This is a genomic window from Methylobacterium sp. TK26 (assembly GCF_055361565.1).
This window is the reverse complement of record NZ_CM143965.1, coordinates 3128769-3145748: the sequence shown is the minus strand read 5'-3', so window position 1 is coordinate 3145748 and position 16980 is coordinate 3128769. Positions and strand designations below refer to the sequence as shown.

Annotated in this window: 20 protein-coding genes, 1 tRNA gene and 1 pseudogene; 7 read left to right on the top strand and 15 right to left on the bottom strand. The window is 68.4% G+C overall.

Annotated features, from left to right (window positions below; genetic code table 11):
- Nucleotides 1-8: 8 nt before the first annotated feature.
- Entirely contained in the window at nucleotides 9-650 is a 642-nt protein-coding gene (locus ACXJ1Y_RS15345) for a DUF47 domain-containing protein (protein WP_463847054.1), read from the bottom strand.
- Nucleotides 651-814: 164 nt separating this feature from the next.
- Complete coding sequence (locus ACXJ1Y_RS15340; RefSeq protein WP_463847053.1) at nucleotides 815-1861, bottom strand: aldo/keto reductase; 1047 nt, start codon at nucleotides 1859-1861, stop codon at nucleotides 815-817.
- A gap of 82 nt (nucleotides 1862-1943) precedes the next feature.
- Here ACXJ1Y_RS15340 and ACXJ1Y_RS15335 point away from each other — a divergent pair, with 82 nt between their 5' ends.
- Both ACXJ1Y_RS15335 and ACXJ1Y_RS15330 read left to right on the top strand, forming a co-directional pair.
- Nucleotides 1944-2585 (top strand): TetR/AcrR family transcriptional regulator, encoded by a 642-nt coding sequence (locus ACXJ1Y_RS15335; RefSeq protein WP_463847052.1) that lies wholly within the window; start codon nucleotides 1944-1946, stop codon nucleotides 2583-2585.
- A gap of 37 nt (nucleotides 2586-2622) precedes the next feature.
- Complete coding sequence (locus ACXJ1Y_RS15330; RefSeq protein WP_463847051.1) at nucleotides 2623-3033, top strand: DUF1761 domain-containing protein; 411 nt, start codon at nucleotides 2623-2625, stop codon at nucleotides 3031-3033.
- Between the two features lie 47 nt (nucleotides 3034-3080).
- Here the strand turns inward: ACXJ1Y_RS15330 and ACXJ1Y_RS15325 are convergent, their stop codons facing one another.
- Nucleotides 3081-3719 carry a glutathione S-transferase family protein gene (locus ACXJ1Y_RS15325; protein WP_463847050.1) on the bottom strand — a complete coding sequence of 213 codons (639 nt, stop codon included), beginning with the start codon at nucleotides 3717-3719 and terminating at the stop codon, nucleotides 3081-3083.
- Between the two features lie 3 nt (nucleotides 3720-3722).
- Here ACXJ1Y_RS15325 and ACXJ1Y_RS15320 point away from each other — a divergent pair, with 3 nt between their 5' ends.
- Complete coding sequence (locus ACXJ1Y_RS15320; RefSeq protein ID WP_463847049.1) at nucleotides 3723-3857, top strand: hypothetical protein; 135 nt, start codon at nucleotides 3723-3725, stop codon at nucleotides 3855-3857.
- Between the two features lie 129 nt (nucleotides 3858-3986).
- Here ACXJ1Y_RS15320 and ACXJ1Y_RS15315 read toward each other — a convergent pair whose 3' ends face one another.
- From ACXJ1Y_RS15315 to ACXJ1Y_RS15300, 4 genes are all read right to left on the bottom strand, one after another.
- Nucleotides 3987-4187 carry a hypothetical protein gene (locus ACXJ1Y_RS15315; RefSeq protein ID WP_463847048.1) on the bottom strand — a complete coding sequence of 67 codons (201 nt, stop codon included), beginning with the start codon at nucleotides 4185-4187 and terminating at the stop codon, nucleotides 3987-3989.
- Nucleotides 4188-4627: 440 nt separating this feature from the next.
- The gene (locus ACXJ1Y_RS15310; RefSeq protein WP_463847047.1) at nucleotides 4628-4963 is read right to left on the bottom strand and encodes a hypothetical protein; all 336 of its coding nucleotides are present in this window, start codon (nucleotides 4961-4963) and stop codon (nucleotides 4628-4630) included.
- 384 nt (nucleotides 4964-5347) lie between these two features.
- Nucleotides 5348-6391, bottom strand: a complete 1044-nt coding sequence (locus ACXJ1Y_RS15305; RefSeq protein WP_463847046.1) for an LLM class flavin-dependent oxidoreductase — start codon at nucleotides 6389-6391, stop codon at nucleotides 5348-5350.
- 4 nt (nucleotides 6392-6395) lie between these two features.
- Entirely contained in the window at nucleotides 6396-7385 is a 990-nt protein-coding gene (locus ACXJ1Y_RS15300; RefSeq protein WP_463847045.1) for an ABC transporter substrate-binding protein, read from the bottom strand.
- A gap of 410 nt (nucleotides 7386-7795) precedes the next feature.
- Here ACXJ1Y_RS15300 and ACXJ1Y_RS15295 point away from each other — a divergent pair, with 410 nt between their 5' ends.
- From ACXJ1Y_RS15295 to ACXJ1Y_RS15285, 3 genes are read left to right on the top strand one after another with little or no spacing between them, the layout of a single operon-like run.
- Nucleotides 7796-9016, top strand: coding sequence for an acyl-CoA dehydrogenase family protein (locus ACXJ1Y_RS15295; RefSeq protein ID WP_463850129.1), 1221 nt, complete (start codon nucleotides 7796-7798; stop codon nucleotides 9014-9016).
- Nucleotides 9017-9026: 10 nt separating this feature from the next.
- Nucleotides 9027-10268, top strand: a complete 1242-nt coding sequence (gene soxC / locus ACXJ1Y_RS15290) for a sulfite dehydrogenase (protein WP_463847044.1) — start codon at nucleotides 9027-9029, stop codon at nucleotides 10266-10268.
- A complete protein-coding gene (locus tag ACXJ1Y_RS15285; RefSeq protein ID WP_463847043.1) occupies nucleotides 10255-10797 on the top strand; it encodes a c-type cytochrome in 543 nt (180 codons plus the stop codon). Before soxC ends, ACXJ1Y_RS15285 begins: the two co-directional genes overlap by 14 nt.
- 9 nt (nucleotides 10798-10806) lie before the next feature.
- Here ACXJ1Y_RS15285 and ACXJ1Y_RS15280 read toward each other — a convergent pair whose 3' ends face one another.
- Nucleotides 10807-12150: an LLM class flavin-dependent oxidoreductase gene (locus tag ACXJ1Y_RS15280; RefSeq protein ID WP_463847042.1), complete on the bottom strand. Its 1344-nt coding sequence runs from the start codon at nucleotides 12148-12150 to the stop codon at nucleotides 10807-10809.
- On the opposite strand from ACXJ1Y_RS15280, the gene ACXJ1Y_RS15275 reads away from it, so the two are divergent.
- Nucleotides 12149-12394, top strand: a complete 246-nt coding sequence (locus ACXJ1Y_RS15275) for a hypothetical protein (protein WP_463847041.1) — start codon at nucleotides 12149-12151, stop codon at nucleotides 12392-12394. The two genes, ACXJ1Y_RS15280 and ACXJ1Y_RS15275, sit on opposite strands and share 2 nt — an antisense overlap.
- Here the strand turns inward: ACXJ1Y_RS15275 and ACXJ1Y_RS15270 are convergent.
- From ACXJ1Y_RS15270 to lysA, 7 genes and pseudogenes are all read right to left on the bottom strand, one after another.
- Nucleotides 12386-12865: a hypothetical protein gene (locus tag ACXJ1Y_RS15270; RefSeq protein ID WP_463847040.1), complete on the bottom strand. Its 480-nt coding sequence runs from the start codon at nucleotides 12863-12865 to the stop codon at nucleotides 12386-12388. The two genes, ACXJ1Y_RS15275 and ACXJ1Y_RS15270, sit on opposite strands and share 9 nt — an antisense overlap.
- A 323-nt stretch (nucleotides 12866-13188) precedes the next feature.
- Entirely contained in the window at nucleotides 13189-13611 is a 423-nt protein-coding gene (locus ACXJ1Y_RS15265) for a hypothetical protein (protein ID WP_463847039.1), read from the bottom strand.
- Between the two features lie 349 nt (nucleotides 13612-13960).
- Nucleotides 13961-14299, bottom strand: a complete 339-nt coding sequence (locus ACXJ1Y_RS15260; RefSeq protein ID WP_463850128.1) for an RHS repeat-associated core domain-containing protein — start codon at nucleotides 14297-14299, stop codon at nucleotides 13961-13963.
- Between the two features lie 73 nt (nucleotides 14300-14372).
- Nucleotides 14373-14627: pseudogene (locus tag ACXJ1Y_RS15255) on the bottom strand (Arm DNA-binding domain-containing protein); the annotation flags it as partial.
- 152 nt (nucleotides 14628-14779) lie between these two features.
- A tRNA-Ser gene (locus tag ACXJ1Y_RS15250) sits at nucleotides 14780-14871 on the bottom strand.
- Between the two features lie 12 nt (nucleotides 14872-14883).
- Nucleotides 14884-15684 (bottom strand): glycosyltransferase family 2 protein, encoded by an 801-nt coding sequence (locus ACXJ1Y_RS15245; protein WP_463847038.1) that lies wholly within the window; start codon nucleotides 15682-15684, stop codon nucleotides 14884-14886.
- 27 nt (nucleotides 15685-15711) lie between these two features.
- Complete coding sequence (lysA, locus tag ACXJ1Y_RS15240; RefSeq protein WP_463847037.1) at nucleotides 15712-16980, bottom strand: diaminopimelate decarboxylase; 1269 nt, start codon at nucleotides 16978-16980, stop codon at nucleotides 15712-15714.

The following is a 16980-nucleotide window of genomic DNA, read 5'->3' as shown; positions in this document are numbered from 1 at the left end:
GATGTCACTCAGACGTGTTCGACGACGATGCTGCTGATCTGGTTCGCGACGTCCTCGAACCGGTCCATGACCTTCTCCAGGTGGTCGTAGAGTTCCGAGCCCACGAGGAACACCATCGGATCCTGCCGGGATGCCCTGAACAGGGCCTTCAGCCCGGCCTCGTGCAGGTCGTCGGCACGGCCTTCCAGTTGGATGACGCGCTCGGTCAAGGCGTTGAGGGCGGTGGCGTTCTCGTTCAGCGCCCGCAGCTTCGGAACGGCCTCGGCCACCACGGCGGCGGCCTCCTGGATGATCGCGCCCATCTCCTGCATCTCGGGCTCGAAGCGCGTCACCTCGAACAGGCGGGCCGCCTTGGCGGTCTTCAGCATCTGGTCGATGGCGTCGTCGAGGGAGCCGACGAGTTCCTGGATGTCGCTGCGGTCGAAGGGCGTGATGAAGGTACGCCGCACCACCTGCATCGCCTCCTGCGTGATGGTGTCGGCCTTGTCCTCGTGCGCGGCGATGGCCGCGCAGGCCTCGACGAGGTCCCGCGAGCCGTCGAGCAAAGTCCGTAGCGCCGCCGCGCCATCGACCAGGGTCGCGGCATGCCGTTCGAACAGGTCGAAGAACCGGTCTTCCTTCGGCATCAGCGCACGGAACCAACCCAGCATGCCGACGCCTCGATGACCGAAAGGGAACGGGACCGAACCGTAGCCTTATCGGCCAGCCTGTCCCAGGGGCATTTTGAGTTGGCTAATCACCAAGCGGTGTGCCGGTTCCCCGAAGGTGTCCGTACATGGCGCCACAAGATAGCCGGCTGACTGATGAGCGGGATTTAATGGCCCGCCGGCACCGCGCCCGTGCGAAGCAGGTCCGCCCGCGCCGCGCTCGCCTGCGCGAGCATCCAGCCCGGGTATTCGGGGGCAAGGGCTCCCGCCTCGCCGAGGACGGCCAAATCCGAGGGGCTGAGGGTCACATTCAGGCTCGCCAGGTTGGCGTCGAGCTGGTCCACGCCCTTGACGCCGACGATGGTGCTGGTGACGCCCGGCTGCTGCCTCAGCCACGCGAGGGCGATGGCCTCGTGCGTCGTGCCGTATCCTTCCGCGACCCCGTCCATCGCCGCGAGCACCGCCGCGCCGCGCGCTTCGTCCACGGGCGGGAACGGAACGGTCGCCCGCCGACCGGCCTTCACGCCGTTCCGGTACTTGCCGGTCAGGTATCCCCCCGCCAGCGGGCTGAACGCGATGAGGCCGAGCCCCTCCGCCGCGGCCATCGGCACCACCTCGCGCTCGATGTCGCGCCCGACGAGGGAATGGTAGCCCTGGTAGGACTGGAAGCGGCTCGTCCCGAGGCGGTCGGCGATGCCGAGGGCCGTCGCCACCTGCCACGCCGCCCAGTTCGAGACGCCGCAATACCGCACCACGCCCTGCCGGACGAGATCGTCCAGGGCGCGCAGCGTCTCCTCGACCGGCGTCGCGGGGTCCCAGCCGTGCATCTGGTAGAGGTCGATGTGATCGACGCCGAGCCGCCGCAGGCTCGCATGCGCCGCCGCCACGATATGGGCACGGGAGCCGCCGCCGTCGTTGGGGCCGGACCCCACGGCGTGCGCGAACTTGGTCGCGATCACGATGTCCTTGCGGGCGAGGCCGAGCGACTTGAGCGAACGGCCGACGATCTCCTCGGCCTGCCCATTCGCATACACGTTGGCCGTGTCGATGAAGTTGAGGCCCGCATCGACCGCGCGCCGCAGGATCGCGTCGACGGCCTCCTGGCCGACGCCGCTGGCGGCGGCGTAGCGGCCGCCGGCTTGGCCGAAGGTCATCGTGCCCAGGCACAGTTCCGAGACGAACAGGCCTGTGCGACCGAGACGGTTGTAGCGCATGGGGGGCTCCTCTTCCGGTGCCCCTCCCTATCCGCCAATTACGAGACTTGCAAGTTTCGAAACCACAGAGTATCGAAAAGCGATGGCAGGCGAAGCTCCCCAGGACCCGAACGACGGCGCGGCGCGCGCGGGCGCCCCGGTCGGCCGCAAGCGCGATGCCTCGCGGGACGCGGCCATCCTCGATGCGGCGATCTCGATCCTCGCGGAAGCCGGCTATGACGGGATGACCATGGACATGGTGGCGGTGCGGGCGAAGGCCGGGAAGGCCACCGTCTACCGCCGCTGGGCGACCAAGGCCGACATGGTGCTGGAGGCGGTCGCCCGCATGAAGCGCGAGCAGGTCGATCTCGATAACCTGCCCGACACGGGCAACCTGCGCGACGACCTGCTCGCCCTGTTCCGGCCGCAGCCGATGGAGGAGACGCAGCGCAAGCTGCAGGCGATGGCCGGCATGGCCGCCCTGCTGTCGCACCATCCGGCGCTCGCCGACACGGCGCACGACGCCCTCGTCGCCCCCTGGGTAGAGGCGAACCGCGCCCTGATGCGCCGCGCCCGTGAACGCGGCGAGATCGCGCCGGACGCCGACATCGAGACGGTCGCCCAGGTCACGCCGTCGATGGGCGCCTACCGGTCGCTCGTCCAGCGCCGGCCGTTCGACCGGGCCTTCCTCGTCACGATGATCGACGGGCTGGTGCTGCCGGCCCTCGGCCTTCCCCGCCCATGATCCGACCTCATCTCACCACCACCGGAGCCCTGTCGCGATGTCCTTCACCCCGATGACCCTGCTCGGCATCCTGGCGGCCGGCTTCACCGTGATGATGCTCGGCTGGCTCTGGTTCGATCTGCTCTTCGGACGGACCTACGCGGTCGTCCTGGGACGGGACCATCTCCCGCCTTCGAAGCCCGCGCCCCTGTACTTCGTCGGGCCGTCCCTGTGCATGCTCGTCACCACGGTGGCGCTCGCCCTCCTGATGCGATGGCTCGCCGTGCCGAGCCTTCCGCAGGCCGCCGGACTGGGCGCCCTCGTCGGGGTCGGGCTGCTCGGATCGACGGCGGTGAACATGGGGATCAACCCGAACATTCCGCGTCCCCTGCGCTACGGCTTCCTCAGCGCGAGCTACTTCCTCGCGTCGAGCATCCTGATCTGCGTCATCCTGTTCGTCGTGGGGTGATCGGGCCGGACACCCGCCACCCCACGGTCGCGTGGTGCGGTGCCGTCCTACTCCTCGCCCCAGATCCGGCGCACCCGCGCCACGGCCGGCCGCGCGATCATGCGCTCGTAGTGCCCGGCGAGGTTGGGCGGGAGGGCGATGCCCTCCTGCGGCGCCCAGCGGGTCGCGTAGAACAGCGCGCTGTCGCCGATCGAGAACGCATCGCCCGCGACGTAGGGGTGGGACGCCATCTGCCGGTCGAGGATGGCCAACGCCTCGTCGATGATCGCGCGGCCCTGGTCCTTCACTGAGGCCTGCCCGAGCTTGAGCGTCTGGTGCAGCATATCCTGCGGCTCGTAGTTCGCCGTCTTGAACAGCCGTCCGAACCCCTGCAGGTGCAGCGTGCCGATGGCGTAGTCCATCACCTCGAGGCCCCGACGCTCCGCGTCCGGGTCGGCGGGGATCAGCGCCTTGTCCGGGTTGGTGCGGGCGAGCCATGTGGCGATGGCGCCGTACTCGGTCATGACGGTCCCGTCCTCGCGCACGAGGGTGGGCACCTTGCCCTTCGGGTTGATCGCCTTGAACGGCGCGCGTCCGGCCTCGCCGCCGGCGACATCCATCTTCACGCTCTCGTAGGGCTTGCCGATCTCCTCCAGCAGGATGTGGATGCCGATCGCGCAGGTATGCGGTCCCCAGTAGAACTTCATCGCTTGTCCCATGTCTTCGAGGGCGGCGCGCGGGCTCTGCGCGAGTGCGGTTCAATGGTCGAAGACGCCATCGAGATCCCGGAAGCCCTCGGCCTCGAAGCGGGCGGCCAGCGCCTCCTCCCGATCCGCCGGGGATGACGGCGGCCCTCAGGCGGCGGGTCCGGTCGCGTTCGCCGGGACGACGCCGCCGATGAGGATGCAAGACAGCAGAAAGGCGCTGTCGAGATCGAGGCCGCCCGGGACCCCTTCAATCGACCGCCACCGCGATCACTCCGCGATGTTCTTCGCCAGCCTGGTGATCTCGTCCAAGGCGATCTTGATATGCGCGGCCTGGGCGCAGATGGCGTCCACGTCGATCTGCGCGGTGGCGTCAGACGACCACCAGATTCCGCCGTCGAAGCTCCGCATGATCTCGTTGAAACGCCGATTTTCGAGGGCCAAGGCGTCTATCGCGTTCTGACTGGTCACGCATTCTCTCCTCATCGACGCGCTGGCGGCCAAGGGTCGGCCGTCGGCTAGGTCCGCTCCGCATATGGGGGGACCTCGACGAGCGATCCAATGAGGCGGAGCAAGGCTTGGTGCTCGGGGCCGTGCGCGCTGCCCCGGAGGAAGTCCCCCAACGCGATGTGAGAGAGACGTCCGCCGGAGGGCCCGTTCGGCTGATGGATCACGAAGGCATGACCGCTTTCCGGCTCGCGCCCGAGAAACCAGCTGTCGCCGTTCGGGCTTCGATACAGTTCTCGCCGATTGGTCATGGACATCGCCGGTTCCCCTGTGGCGATGAGCATACGCTCGACAGCACCGATTGGCGATGATCGGCCTCGGCAACTTGCCCCGCGCTTCGCGAACCTCGTCGGCATGCCGTTTCTCGGGCATGCGGCTCGTCGTCGGCGCAGCGAAAACCGTGATTAGAACGAGAGGCCGATGCGCCAGAGCGCGCGTTGGGCCGTGCAAGTCGTCAACGTCTGGCCGCCGATGAGGCCTGTCGTCTGCTGCACGTGGCGGCAGGAGAGATACGCCGGCCAGACCACCGCGCAGCCGATCACCACGGCCGAGAAGATCAGGACGCCGATCAGCCCGGTGAACAACATCTCCCGTCGGCCGGAGCCGGCCGGAGCGGCCCGCTGGACACCGAGGTTATGGCTCGACAGAAACCCGTCGCGATCCGAACGCGACGTGCCGCCCCACGTGGTCTGCTGACGGATCCTGTTCGCGACATCGGGAGGGGCACGAAACCGGGGCATGGCGAAGCCGTCTGAAGACCTGCGCCGATCATTCGGTCGCCGGAGCTAAGAAAAGGCTAGCATCGGGCTCTCATAAGCGAACGAGTCTGGTCGAAAATCATTCAAGCTTCCGTGATGCCGCGTTCGCGGCGGGTCGCGTTGGACCGCGAAGGCGTTCCGAACCCCGCGGTTCGACCTCGATTCCCTCTACGGGCGGGGGCCAGACGATCAGCCCTACCTGTACCAGGACCGCGCGTGGATGCCCTCGGCCGAAAAGGCGAGGAGCGGGTTCGATGCCGGGGCGCCGCTCTCCACCCTGTTCGGCTTCGCCGCATGGACGACGGACGAGACGCTGTCCTTCGGGTGAGACGCGGTGGGTCGGGAGGGCCGGTCGAAGAGGGCCGGTCAGCGGATCCGGGGCAGCACCTGCTCGGCGAAGCGGCGCATCTCCGCCTCGAAGGGCTGGAACTGCAGCATGAACAACTCGATGCCGGCGGCGTGGAAGGCGTGGATGCGCTCCGCGACGGTGGCGTAGCTGCCCACGAGCCCGGCCGCCGTGCCGCCGTTGGTGCCGACATGGCGGGAGGCCGCCGCATCGGTCTTGGCGAACATCACGCTCGCCGTGTCGGTGCGGGCGCGGGTGTCGGCGCGCAGAGCCGCGTCGCGTGCGCTGAGGGCCAGGAGCCGGGCGTGCTCCGCTTCAGCCTCCGCGTCGGTCTCCCTCGCGATCACGAAAGCCGAAAGGCCGTAGCGCAGGGGCCCGTTCGCCGCGGGGCGCCGGGCGACGTCGGCGATGAGGGCGGCGACGTCCGCGAGCGGCTGGCCGTTGATGAACCAGACGTCGGCCTGGTCCGCCGCGAGCGCCCGCGCCGGCTCGGATTCGCCGCCGAGATAGATCGTCGGCCGGGGCCGGAAGGTCCCGGCGGGGCGGAGTTGGTAATCCTCCACCCGGAAGTGGTCGCCGGCAAAGGTGACGCGCTCGCCGCGCATCAGCCGGTCGACGAGGCCAATCCATTCGCGGCCATAGGCGTAGCGCGCGTCATGGGCCGGGAAGGGCAGGCCGGCGCGCTCGAACTCGGCCTTGTTCCAGGCATTCACGAGGTTCAGGGCGAAGCGCCCGCCGCTGATCTGCTCGATCTGCAGGGCCATCTTGGCGAGCACCACCGGGTGGTACAGCCCCGGCTTGATCGCCGCGATGATCTCGATCCGCCGCGTGAGCGCGGCCAGCGCCGCCGCCCCGGTCCAGGCTTCGAGCTGGTCCCGCTCCGGGTCGTAGGGGTTCATCGTGTGCTGGGCGACCAGCACCGCATCGAAGCCGAGCGCCTCGGCCTCCAGCACGAGGGCCCGGTTGCGCTCCCAGCCGGCGTCGTCGGGCTCGTCGGGATCGTGGTGGGCGGCGCGGGAGCCGTGGACGGCGGCCCAGATGCCGAAGCGGGGAGGGCGCGTCACGGCCTCAGCCCCGGCCCGTCGGCGGCTGAAAGATCGTCACGTCGGTGGCGTCGATCCGGCGGGGGATGAGCTTCGCCTCGAAGAACGCGTCGGCGATGGCCTGCTGCTCGCTAAGCTGGCTGCGCTCCACCGGCTCCACCACGTAGGTCCGGCGACGGTTGGCGGCGGCCACGACCGCCGGGGGCAGGTCCCCCCAGATTGGGGTGAGCAGCGCCACGGCCTCCTCCGGGTTCGCCTTCATCCACGCACCGGCTTCGATCAGGGCGCGGTAGACCACCGCCACGACCTCGGGCTGCGCGGCGACGAAGCTGTCGTTGGCGAGGAAGTAGCGGTGATAGCTCGTGAGGCCGTTGCCGTCGGCGATGGTCCGCACCGGCCGCTTGGCCTCCGCGAAGGCCAGGAACGGATCCCAGATCGACCACGCGTCGAGGCTGCCCTGCTCGAAGGCCACGGCGCCCTCCGGCGCCTGGAGGTAGGCGGGCTTGATGTCCGCGAAGGTCAGGCCGGCGCGCTTGAGCGCGGCGGCCAGCACGTAGTGGCTCCCGGAGCCCCGCGAGACGCCCACCGTCTTGCCCTTCAGGTCGGCGACGGTGCGGATGGGCGAATCCGCCGGCACGATGATCGCCTCCGCCGAGGGCGCCCCCCGCTCGCGGGCGTAGAACGTCAGGGGCGCCTTGGCAGCCTGGGTGAAGATCGGCACCGCGTCGGCGACGTCGGCGTGGAGATCGACGGCCCCGGCATTCATCGGCTCGATGACGCTGGTGAAGAGATGCCAGCTCGGCGTGAAGCCCAGCGGCGCCAGCCGCTCGGTCAGCGTACCCTTCACCTTGAGCACCGTGAGCAGCACCGACGAGCGCTGCATGCTGAGCTTCACCTCGCGGGGCGCCGCGTGCACGGCCGGAGCGCCGAGTGCCAGGGCGGCCGCCCCGCCGAGCCCCCCGCGTAGGAGCGTGCGGCGGGAGGGGCCGAACCGGCCCGTGCTGTCGTCGATCATCGGGCGCTCGCGAATCGTGAGGGAACAGCGGGGGAGGGCGCCGGGGCCTGACCGCCGCCGGCCCCACTATTGAAGACGCGCGCAGGGCCGCGAATCAATGAAACGGGTTTTCGATTTGGCGCCCGCACGGGGGATCATGTCCCCCGCAGGAGGATCCGCGGACAAGATCGTCCTTCCCGCCCGCGACGGCCCAATGGAATGCCGAGAGATGTTGCAAGCCTGAGGCCGAGAATGGATTGTCGGCGCGGCGCGCCGTGGAAAAACGAAATTCCACTTGCCGGTTGCTGTGCGATACATCGGTCCCAAAGACGAGGGTCGAGGGAGAATCGGGATTGAGATCGGGAAACGCCTCGCCGATTCCTTCGGGCGACCGCCCCCGGGGCGATGTCGTGAATCGGAAGGTCGAGGCCATGTCGCGGACGGATGCGGGCTGGGGTGCGGGGCCGAGCGGGCGCTACGAAAGTCTCGCGGAGCGGTTCCGCCCCGTCTTCGCCGAGATCCGCGCCACCGCCGTCGAGCGGGACCGGGAGCGCCGCCTGCCGCATGCCGAGATCGGCTGGCTGCGGGAGGCGAACTTCACCACCCTGCGGCTCGCGCCCGACGAGGGGGGCCACGGCGCCAGCCTGCCGGAGCTCTTCGCCCTGCTGATCGAGCTGTCGGCGGCGGATTCGAACGTCACCAATGCGCTGCGGGCGCATTTCGGCTTCACGGAGGACGCGCTCTGCTCCGCCTCGCCGGAATGGCGCGCGGCCTGGATCAAGCGGATCGGGGCGGGGGAAACGATCGGCAGCGGCGTCTCGGAGACCGGGCCGGCCAAGGTCGGCGCCTTCGACACGGTGGTGCGGCGGCGCGACGGCGGGTTCGTTGTGGATGGCCGGAAGTTCTACACCACCGGCTCGCTCTTCGCGGACTACATCCACCTCTCGGCGGACGACGAGGCGGGCGGGCCGGTGACGGCCGCCGTGCCGGTGCGCGCGCCGGGCGTGACCATCGTGGACGATTGGGACGGGTTCGGGCAGGCGCTCACCGCGAGCGGGACCGCGACCTTCGCGGGCGTGGCCCTCGACCCCGCGCTCATCAAGCCGGACCCGGCCCGCTTCCCCTACGCCATGGCGTTCTTCCAATTGGTGCATCTCGCGACGCTCGCCGGCATCGGCCGGGCGGCGGCGGACGACGTAGCCCGGTTGGTCGCCGAGCGCACCCGCGTCTACAGCCACGGCAATGCCGGGCGCACCGCCGACGATCCGCAGATCCAGGCCGTCGTCGGCCGGGTGCGGGCCAACGCCTACGCGGCGGGCGCCGTGGTGCTGAAGGCCGCCGAGGCGGTCCAGCGGGTCCACGACGCGCACCGGGCCGGATCGCCGGAGGCGGACCGGCAGGCGACGCTGGCCGATGTCGAGGTCAACCAAGCGGTCGGCGTCGTCACCGACCTGATCCTCGCGGCGACGACGAGCCTGTTCGATGCCCTCGGCGCCTCGGCGGTGAAGGTCGGCGCCGGCCTCGACCGGTACTGGCGCAACGCCCGCACCATCACCTCCCACAACCCGCGCCTCTACCGGGACCGCAGCGTCGGCGCCTTCGCGATCTCCGGCGAGGCGCCGCCCCGGCAGTACAGGGTCGGCTCGGCATGAGGCGTCTTCCATGAGCGACAGCGACACGACGATCCCCGCCCGGCGCCGCTTCCTCGTGCAGGGCGCGGCGGCGGCCGTGGGCACGGTGGCCGGCTCCGCCCGCGCGCAGGAGGCGACGCCGCCCGGCATCCCCGATGGGATGAAGGCCCCCGGCGCCGATGTCGGCAGCCAGACCTACGGCACGCCCTCGCGCTTCGAGGCGGGGCTCGTCCGCAACGTGCCGAAGGGGCTGAAGCAATACATTTCGGCCTCGAGCCGCACGCCGCTGCAGGACCTCGACGGCATCCTCACGCCGAACGGCCTGTTCTACGAACGCCACCATGGCGGCATCCCCGACATCGACCCCGCCCGGCACCGGCTGCTGATCCACGGGCTGGTGGAGCGGCCCCTGGTCCTCACCATGGAGGACATCCGCCGCTTTCCCTCGGAATCGCACATCCATTTCCTCGAATGCTCGGGCAATCCGGGTTTCGAGGCGATCAAGGGCAAGACCGCCTCCGATCTCGTCGGGCTCGTCAGCTGCGCCGAGTGGACGGGCGTGCGCCTCGCGACGATCCTGCGGGAGGCCGGGCTGAAGCCGGAGGCGCAATGGGTGGTGGCCGAGGGCGCGGATTCCGCCGCCATGACCCGCAGCATCCCCATCGCGAAATGTCTCGACGACGCGCTGCTGGTCTACAGCCAGAACGGCGAGCGGTTGCGTCCGCAGCAGGGCTACCCGCTGCGGGTGTTCCTGCCCGGCTTCGAGGGCAACATGAGCGTGAAGTGGCTGCGCCGCCTCAACGTGAGCGCGGAGCCGGCCTATTCCCGCGAGGAGACGTCCAAGTACACGGACCTGATGCCGGACGGCACCGCCCGGCAATTCACCTTCGTGATGGAGGCGAAGTCGATCATCACCCGGCCCTCCGGCACCCAGCGGATCGCACCGGGCTTCCACGAGATCACCGGCATCGCCTGGACCGGGCGCGGCCGGATCCGGGGGGTGCAGGTCACGGCCGACGGGGGCAAGACCTGGCAGGACGCCGTCCTGCAGGAGCCGGTGCTGAACCGGGCGCTGACCCGCTTCCGCCTGCCCTGGACCTGGGACGGCGCGCCGACGATCATCGCGAGCCGGGCCATCGACGAGACCGGCTACGTGCAGCCCACCTTCGAGGACCTGACGGCGGTGCGGGGCCTCAAGTCCTTCTACCACAACAACGCGGTCGTGCCCTGGCGCATCGCGGCGGATGGCGAGGTCGCCAATGGCTATGCGTGAGATCGGCCTCGTCGCGGCCTCCTGCCTCCTACTCGGCCTCGCCGGGGCGGCCGGGGGCGCGGAGCGCTTCGGAATCGGCCGCCCGGCGACGGAGGCCGAGATTGCCGCCTGGAACATCGACATCGACCGCGACGGGCTGAAGCTCCCGCCGGGCCGGGGCAGCGTCGCCCATGGCCGCGAGATCTTCGCGGCGCAATGTGCCTCCTGCCACGGGGCGACGGGGGAAGGCGGTCTCGGCGAGCGGCTGGCCGGCGGCCGGGGCACGCTGGCCTCGGCCAAGCCCGTCAAGACGGTCGGCAGCTTCTGGCCCTACGCGCCGACCCTGTTCGACTATATTCGCCGGGCGATGCCGATGAACGCGCCGCAATCGCTCAGCGACGACGACGTCTATGCGGTCTCGGGCTACGTCCTTCACCTGAACGGGCTTGCGCCGGGGGACGCGGTGTTCGACGCCCGCTCGCTTGCGGCCATCCGCATGCCGAACCGGGACGGCTTCGTCCCGGACCCGAGGCCGGATGTGAGGCCCTGACGCGCGGTTCTACCCGCGCCCGGCGGCGCCGCGGCCGAAGCCGGGCGCCGGGCGGGAGCCGAGATGCGCGCGCAGGGTGCGTCCCTCGTAATCCTGCCGGAACAGGCCGCGCCGACGCAACTCCGGCAGGACGAGTTCGATGAAGTCGTCGAGGCCGCCGGGCAGCGTCGCCGGCATGATGTTGAACCCGTCGGCGCCGCCCGCCCGGAAGCGCGCCTCCATCTCATCCACGATCTGGGCGGGGGTGCCCACGATCTGCGAATGCCCGCGCGCCCCGGCGATCCGCAGGTAGAGCTGGCGCAGGGTCAGCCCCTCGCGGCGGGCGAGGTCGAACATCAGCTGCTGGCGCGACTTGGCGCCGTTGGATTCCGGCAATTCCGGCACCGGCCCGTCCGGGTCATAGCCGGAGAGGTCGAAGCCGCCGATCATGCGCTCCAGCAGCGCCAGCCCGACCACGGGGTCGATCAGGTCCTGAAGGGCCTCGAACTTGGCGCGGGCCTCGGATTCCGTGCGCCCGACCACCGGGAACAGGCCCGGCATCACCTTCAAATCATCCGGCGCGCGGCCGAAGCCGGCCATGCGCCCCTTCAGGTCGCCATAGAACTCCACGGCCTCGGCCAGGGTCTGGTTGGCGGTGAAGACGATCTCGGCGGTGCGGGCGGCGAGGTCCTTCCCCGGCCCCGAGGAGCCGGCCTGGACGAGCACCGGCTGGCCCTGCGGCGAGCGCGAAACGTTGAGGGGCCCCCGCACCTCGAAATGCGTGCCCCTGTGATTCAGGGGCCGGAAGCCGTCCGGCTTCGAGAACTGGCCGCTCGCGCGGTCGATCACCACGGCGTCGTCGTCCCAGGTGTTCCAGAGCCCGAGGACCACGTCCACGAATTCCTCGGCGCGCTCGTAGCGGTCGGCGTGCTGCGCGATGCGGTCGTTGCCGAAATTGGCGGCTTCGGCGTCGGTCGCCGAGGTGACGAGGTTCCAGCCCGCCCGGCCGCCGCTCAGCAGGTCGAGGGAGGCGAAGCGGCGGGCGACGTTGTAGGGCTCGTTGAAGCTCGTGGAGGTGGTGGCCACGAGGCCGATCCGGCTGGTGACGGCGGCGAGCGCCGACAGCAGCGTCACCGGCTCGAAATGCGTGGAGCGGGCCGTGCGCTCGCTGGAGCGGAGGTTGGTGTCGCGGATGCCGGTGCCGTCTTCGAGGAAGATGAGATCGAACTTGGCGGCTTCCGCCTTCTGCGCCCAGCCGACATAGCGGCCGAGGTCGACCCCGCCATCCGCTTCGCTGGACGGGTGCCGCCAGCCGGCGATGTGGTGGCCCGTCGCGTAGAAGAAGGCGCCCAGGCGCAGGACATTCTGTGTCATGATCGGTCTGATCGTGTTGCCGTCCCGCCGAAATGCGCGGAACCTGTATCGGATGACGCCCCGGCGCCGGACCGCCCCCCGCTCCGGGGTGGCGACGACGACGGGGCCTGTCCCGGCGTTCTATCAGCAGGCGCGGGACAACGCGAAACCCGTGCTCCTGCCCATCGGCGGCATCACCCAGGCCTGTGCGCTTCCGCCGGGTGAGCCCGTCGATGCGCTCCTCCCCATCGTCCCGTCAGGGTAGGCAGGGAGGGGCGACATCCCGGGCTTCGGCGTCGGCGAGGATGTCGCTGGTCGGGCGCGTCCGGAAGGCGGCGATGGCACCCGCAATCCGGTCGGCCTCGGCATCGCCGGCACCGATGCCGCGCAGGAGTGCTTGGAGCAGCGGCGGGGAGGCCGCGTTGAGGTCTACCTTGCCGCCCTCGTCCTCGATGGCGATCGCAGCGGTCCCTCCGGGCGGCAGCGTGCAGAGCGAGGGGGCTCCCCCGATGGCGAGTTGCACTCGCCGGTCGCTGCGTCCCTGGAACTCGGATGCGAGGGATATCGCCGCCTCGGCGAGAGCCTCCGCTTCCCCGTTGGCCACCAAGTTGGCCGCGGCCCGGAGCCGATAGCGCTCGACGAGGGTCAGCGACGAGGCGATCAGGGCGATGATGCCAAGGCCCCAGATCACCAGGATGAGGGCAAAGCCGTCCTGGCCCCTGGGGGAACTGGACACTGCCCGCATCACGGCGGGATGTGGCTCAGTTTTGCGTCATCAAGGAGCGGTTGCCGGCGTTGTCATAGGCGAAGGCCGCCGAGTTGGCGGGGTAGATCTCCTTGGCGATCCGGCCGAGGCTGTCTTAATTATAGGATAATACCACATAATTTTTATCGGCAGCAGTACTAATTCGATCAGGTCTAAAGATACATATTGATGACATGAACGTAATCACGATTTAACTGCTTTTTTATTATCTTAATACCTAGCGCTATCTTCAATTTTAACATATCTCTGCCAAGCGACACGGACGGATATGCAAAATTGCTGATTTGTGAAAATCAATGTCGAATCTCGTCGGGACGCTCGGCAATTATCCTATCGACAGCATTCGACATTATATAATTGAATTCCTGAATTTGTTTCGGCGATGCACCAAGGGGCGCCAAATAAGGCTCAGAAAGTGCAATTCCCCGCAAATATTCGCGAATTTGATCTTTGAAGCTGCCTTCGACAAAAACTTCGTAGTTTAATTGTGGCGCACAGTCGTAGAGCTTCTCTTGTTTAACTAGCTTCGAACGCGCAGGATACCGCTCCTGCATACCTTCTGGCATCACGATGGGGACATAACGCAATTTGCATTCGAGTTTCGTGAGGCTTGATGCCGCGAATGCTGCATTGAGGAAGGGACTGACACAGCGTCGCGCTCTATCGACAGCTGCGTCAGCTGCTTGAAAAACTTCCGCAGAGGCCCAGAATTCCATCTATAACCCTACTGAGTCAGTTGATTGAGGCTTGGCGATCGGCCATTCTCGAATCTATAAAAGGTGATTCGGATAATTTCGTCGAATATAGCAGTATAAAGCCAGTCATAATTTCCATGTTGATCATACCGATCGTTACCTGATTTTTACAAAATCTGCGGATTGCGCGCCAGTACACTTGAACTAATTCCAATTTAGGGGTTTAATATGTAAATTTGTTGATCGAATAATACAGCTCCGTCCCGCACATGCTGTTGGCAGCTATCGCTTGGGTCACCTTTGTTCACGCTCCCGCTCCGCATCCAGCAGGACCAAGTGCACATAAACTTATTTGAGCTTGAGCGTTATTTTACCCCGGATAGATTGGATCCGGGTTAGCATCGCTAAGGACTACAGGGTTTGTTTGTGCCGTACTGGACGCCAGCCCACTCGGATCCGTTTCATTGACCGGATCATTCCCGACGTAAGCGTAGAGATTGATCCCGCCCTCGGTCCCGATCGGATCGGTCTGTAGGAACCGCCCCAGCACCGGCGAGTACGCCCGCGCCCGGTTGTGATACAGCCCCGTCTCCTCGTCCAACCGCCGCCCGGCGAACCGATACGCCGCCGTCCCCGAGCCCGTCACCACTCCCGTCCCGTAGGCCGTGTAGGCGTACTTCTCCGTCAGCTGCCCTGAGCCGTTTGACATGACGAGCGATATGATCGTCCATCGCTTCACGGAATGTCGGAACCCTCACCGCCTTAGCCGACGCCTCTCGCTGATCGAGCGGATCGAGGCCTTGGCGAAGTTGAGCACGGACGTTTTCGGCTGAGGTGCGAGCTGCGGCGAGGGACAGACCGTGCGGGCCGGCACCGCCCAGCCCGAGTTCACGCTGTCGGCCACCGAAGCGATAGCGCATGACCCATTGGCGCGATCCGCCTGGCCGGACGGAGAGATAAAGGTTGCCGCCATCGCTGTGGAGGCCGACCGGCAGGGAGACGATCTGCTTGGCGGTCAGCTTGTTGATCGCGGCCATAGCGGGCTCCAGCGAGCTGTGCCCAAGCGATGGCCCACGCACAACGCGTGTCCTTAGCGATCTCGTCGTGACCGCTCTGCTGGAGAATAAGGTGCTGTGTCAAGGGCTTCGGCAACGGGCGAAGCCGCGCGTGTCCCCACGTATCAGGGGAGTGGCGGAGACGGAGGGATTCGAACCCTCGATACCCGATTAAGGGTATGCTCATTTAGCAAACGAGTGCCTTCAGCCTCTCGGCCACGTCTCCGGCAGACCGGCTCTAGGACGTCCGGCCGGAGCGGTCAAGACGATCCCGGTGGGTGGCGAGGCGGCGGCGCTCGTAATGCTTGGCGATCCGTAAGTGACGCGAGATCGCGTAGTTCATCGCCGTCAGGAACCCGTAGGTGCCGCGGGCGAAGTGGCGGCGGCCGAAATAGGCCTTCAGGAAGTTGCCCGGCAGCTCCACGAACACCCGCCAGCTCGGGATCACCACTCCTCGCGCCTCCAGGTCGTCCGCCTGCTGGTCGCTGTAGCGGTTCAGCTTGTCGAGCTGGTCCCCCAGGGACCGCACCGAGAAATGGTGGATCTTGGCCTTGAGCCGCCCCGCCGTCGCGCCGGGCTCCAGATCCACCCGGTCGAAGACGGGCGACGAGGAATAGCGGCCCCGGTCCTTCCGGTAGAGCCGCACCGGATGGAGCGTGTAGGCGAAGGGGTGCGGCTTCGCCTCGCCGGGGAAGATCTCCGCGATCCCGATGCGCCAGGCCGGATGGGCCGGCTCACCCTTCGCGAACAGGGCGCGGATCTCCCCAGCCAGCGTGTCCGGCACCACCTCGTCCGCGTCGAGGTTCAGGAGCCACGCGTGGCGGCACTGCTCCTCGGCAAAGCGCTTCTGCGGGCCGTAGCCCGGCCAGTCGTGGTGGATCACCCGCGCGCCGAGGGATTCGGCGAGCGCCTGCGTCCCGTCCGTCGAGCCCGAATCGACCACGATCAGGTCGTCGGTCAGTTCACGCACGGCGCGGATCGTGGCGCCGAGCCGATCCGCCTCGTTGCGGGCGATGATGAAGACGGAGAGCGGTAGCACGCCGGTCGAGGCTCCGATGCCGCCGGGTCAGCCGAGCCAGGCGGGCATGCGGTCGAGGGCGATGATCGCCTCGACCTCCTGGCGCGGGCGCACCACGGCCGCCTCGGCCCCGCGCACCAGCACCTCCGGCACCAGGGGGCGGGTGTTGTAGGTGCCCGCCTGCACCGCCCCGTAGGCTCCCGCGCTCATCACGGCGATCAGGTCGCCGGGGGCGGGCTCGGGCATCTCGCGGCCCTTGGCGAAATAATCGCCGCTCTCGCAGACCGGGCCGACCACGTCGGCCACGAGGCGCGGGGCCTCGGCCGTCGGCTCGGTAACGGGCCGCAGGGCGTGGAAGGCGTCGTAGAGGGTCGGGCGGATCAGGTCGTTCATCGCCCCGTCGACGATCACGAAGGTCCGGCCCTCGCCGCGCTTCACGTAGAGCACCTTCGTCACGAGGATCCCGGCATTGCCCGCGATCATCCGGCCGATCTCGAAGACCGGGCGCAGGCCGAGCGGGGCGAAATGCGGGCGCAGAGTCGCGGCCAGCGCCGCCGGGTCTGGGGGAGGGGCGTTGTCGTCCCGGTAGGGGATGCCGAGGCCGCCGCCGAAGTCGATGTGCTTCAGGGCATGCCCGTCGGCCATCAGGTCGCGGGCGAGGCCGCAGAGCCGGGCGGCGGCGTCGGCGAAGGGCGTCAGGTCGGTGATCTGGCTGCCGATATGCATGTCGATCCCGTGCACCGCGAGGCCCGGCAGGGCGGCGGCGCGGGCATAGACCTCGCGGGCGCGGGTGATCGGGATGCCGAACTTGTTCTCGTAGGTGCCGGTGGAGATCTTGGCGTGGGTCAACGCGTCGACGTCGGGGTTCACCCGCACCGAGACCGGCGCCACCGCGCCGAGGCTCACGGCGACCTCGGAGAGTTGCGCCAGTTCGGGCTCGCTCTCGACGTTGAAGCACAGGATGCCGGCCTTCAGCGCCGCCGCCATCTCCTCGCGAGTCTTGCCGACGCCGGAGAAGACGATGCGCTGCGGATCGATGCCGGCGGCCAGCGCCCGGGCGAGTTCGCCGCCGGAGACGATGTCCATGCCCGCGCCGAGGCGGCCCAGCGTCGCCAGCACGGCCTGATTCGAGTTCGCCTTCATGGCGAAGCAGACCAGCGCCCCGTCCTGCGCGAAGGCGTCGGCGAAGACGCGGTAATGCCGCTCCAGCGTGGCGGTGCTGTAGCAATAGAAGGGGGTGCCGACCTCGGCCGCGAGCCGCGCGAGATCGACCTCCTCCGCGTGGAGGCGGCCGCTGCGGTAGTGGAAGTGGTGCAT

What these genes read in the sequence shown, in the direction of transcription:
- ACXJ1Y_RS15285 (WP_463847043.1), top strand. Translation starts at nt 10,255, where the DNA reads ATGGCTATGCGTGAGATCGGCCTCGTCGCGGCCTCCTGCCTCCTACTC.
- ACXJ1Y_RS15300 (WP_463847045.1), bottom strand. Translation starts at nt 7,385, where the DNA reads ATGATCGACGACAGCACGGGCCGGTTCGGCCCCTCCCGCCGCACGCTC.
- ACXJ1Y_RS15340 (WP_463847053.1), bottom strand. Translation starts at nt 1,861, where the DNA reads ATGCGCTACAACCGTCTCGGTCGCACAGGCCTGTTCGTCTCGGAACTG.
- ACXJ1Y_RS15260 (WP_463850128.1), bottom strand. Translation starts at nt 14,299, where the DNA reads ATGTCAAACGGCTCAGGGCAGCTGACGGAGAAGTACGCCTACACGGCC.
- ACXJ1Y_RS15335 (WP_463847052.1), top strand. Translation starts at nt 1,944, where the DNA reads ATGGCAGGCGAAGCTCCCCAGGACCCGAACGACGGCGCGGCGCGCGCG.
- soxC (WP_463847044.1), top strand. Translation starts at nt 9,027, where the DNA reads ATGAGCGACAGCGACACGACGATCCCCGCCCGGCGCCGCTTCCTCGTG.
- lysA (WP_463847037.1), bottom strand. Translation starts at nt 16,980, where the DNA reads ATGCACCACTTCCACTACCGCAGCGGCCGCCTCCACGCGGAGGAGGTC.
- ACXJ1Y_RS15265 (WP_463847039.1), bottom strand. Translation starts at nt 13,611, where the DNA reads ATGGAATTCTGGGCCTCTGCGGAAGTTTTTCAAGCAGCTGACGCAGCT.
- ACXJ1Y_RS15330 (WP_463847051.1), top strand. Translation starts at nt 2,623, where the DNA reads ATGTCCTTCACCCCGATGACCCTGCTCGGCATCCTGGCGGCCGGCTTC.
- ACXJ1Y_RS15345 (WP_463847054.1), bottom strand. Translation starts at nt 650, where the DNA reads ATGCTGGGTTGGTTCCGTGCGCTGATGCCGAAGGAAGACCGGTTCTTC.
- ACXJ1Y_RS15280 (WP_463847042.1), bottom strand. Translation starts at nt 12,150, where the DNA reads ATGACACAGAATGTCCTGCGCCTGGGCGCCTTCTTCTACGCGACGGGC.
- ACXJ1Y_RS15325 (WP_463847050.1), bottom strand. Translation starts at nt 3,719, where the DNA reads ATGAAGTTCTACTGGGGACCGCATACCTGCGCGATCGGCATCCACATC.
- ACXJ1Y_RS15295 (WP_463850129.1), top strand. Translation starts at nt 7,796, where the DNA reads ATGTCGCGGACGGATGCGGGCTGGGGTGCGGGGCCGAGCGGGCGCTAC.
- ACXJ1Y_RS15310 (WP_463847047.1), bottom strand. Translation starts at nt 4,963, where the DNA reads ATGCCCCGGTTTCGTGCCCCTCCCGATGTCGCGAACAGGATCCGTCAG.
- ACXJ1Y_RS15275 (WP_463847041.1), top strand. Translation starts at nt 12,149, where the DNA reads ATGATCGGTCTGATCGTGTTGCCGTCCCGCCGAAATGCGCGGAACCTG.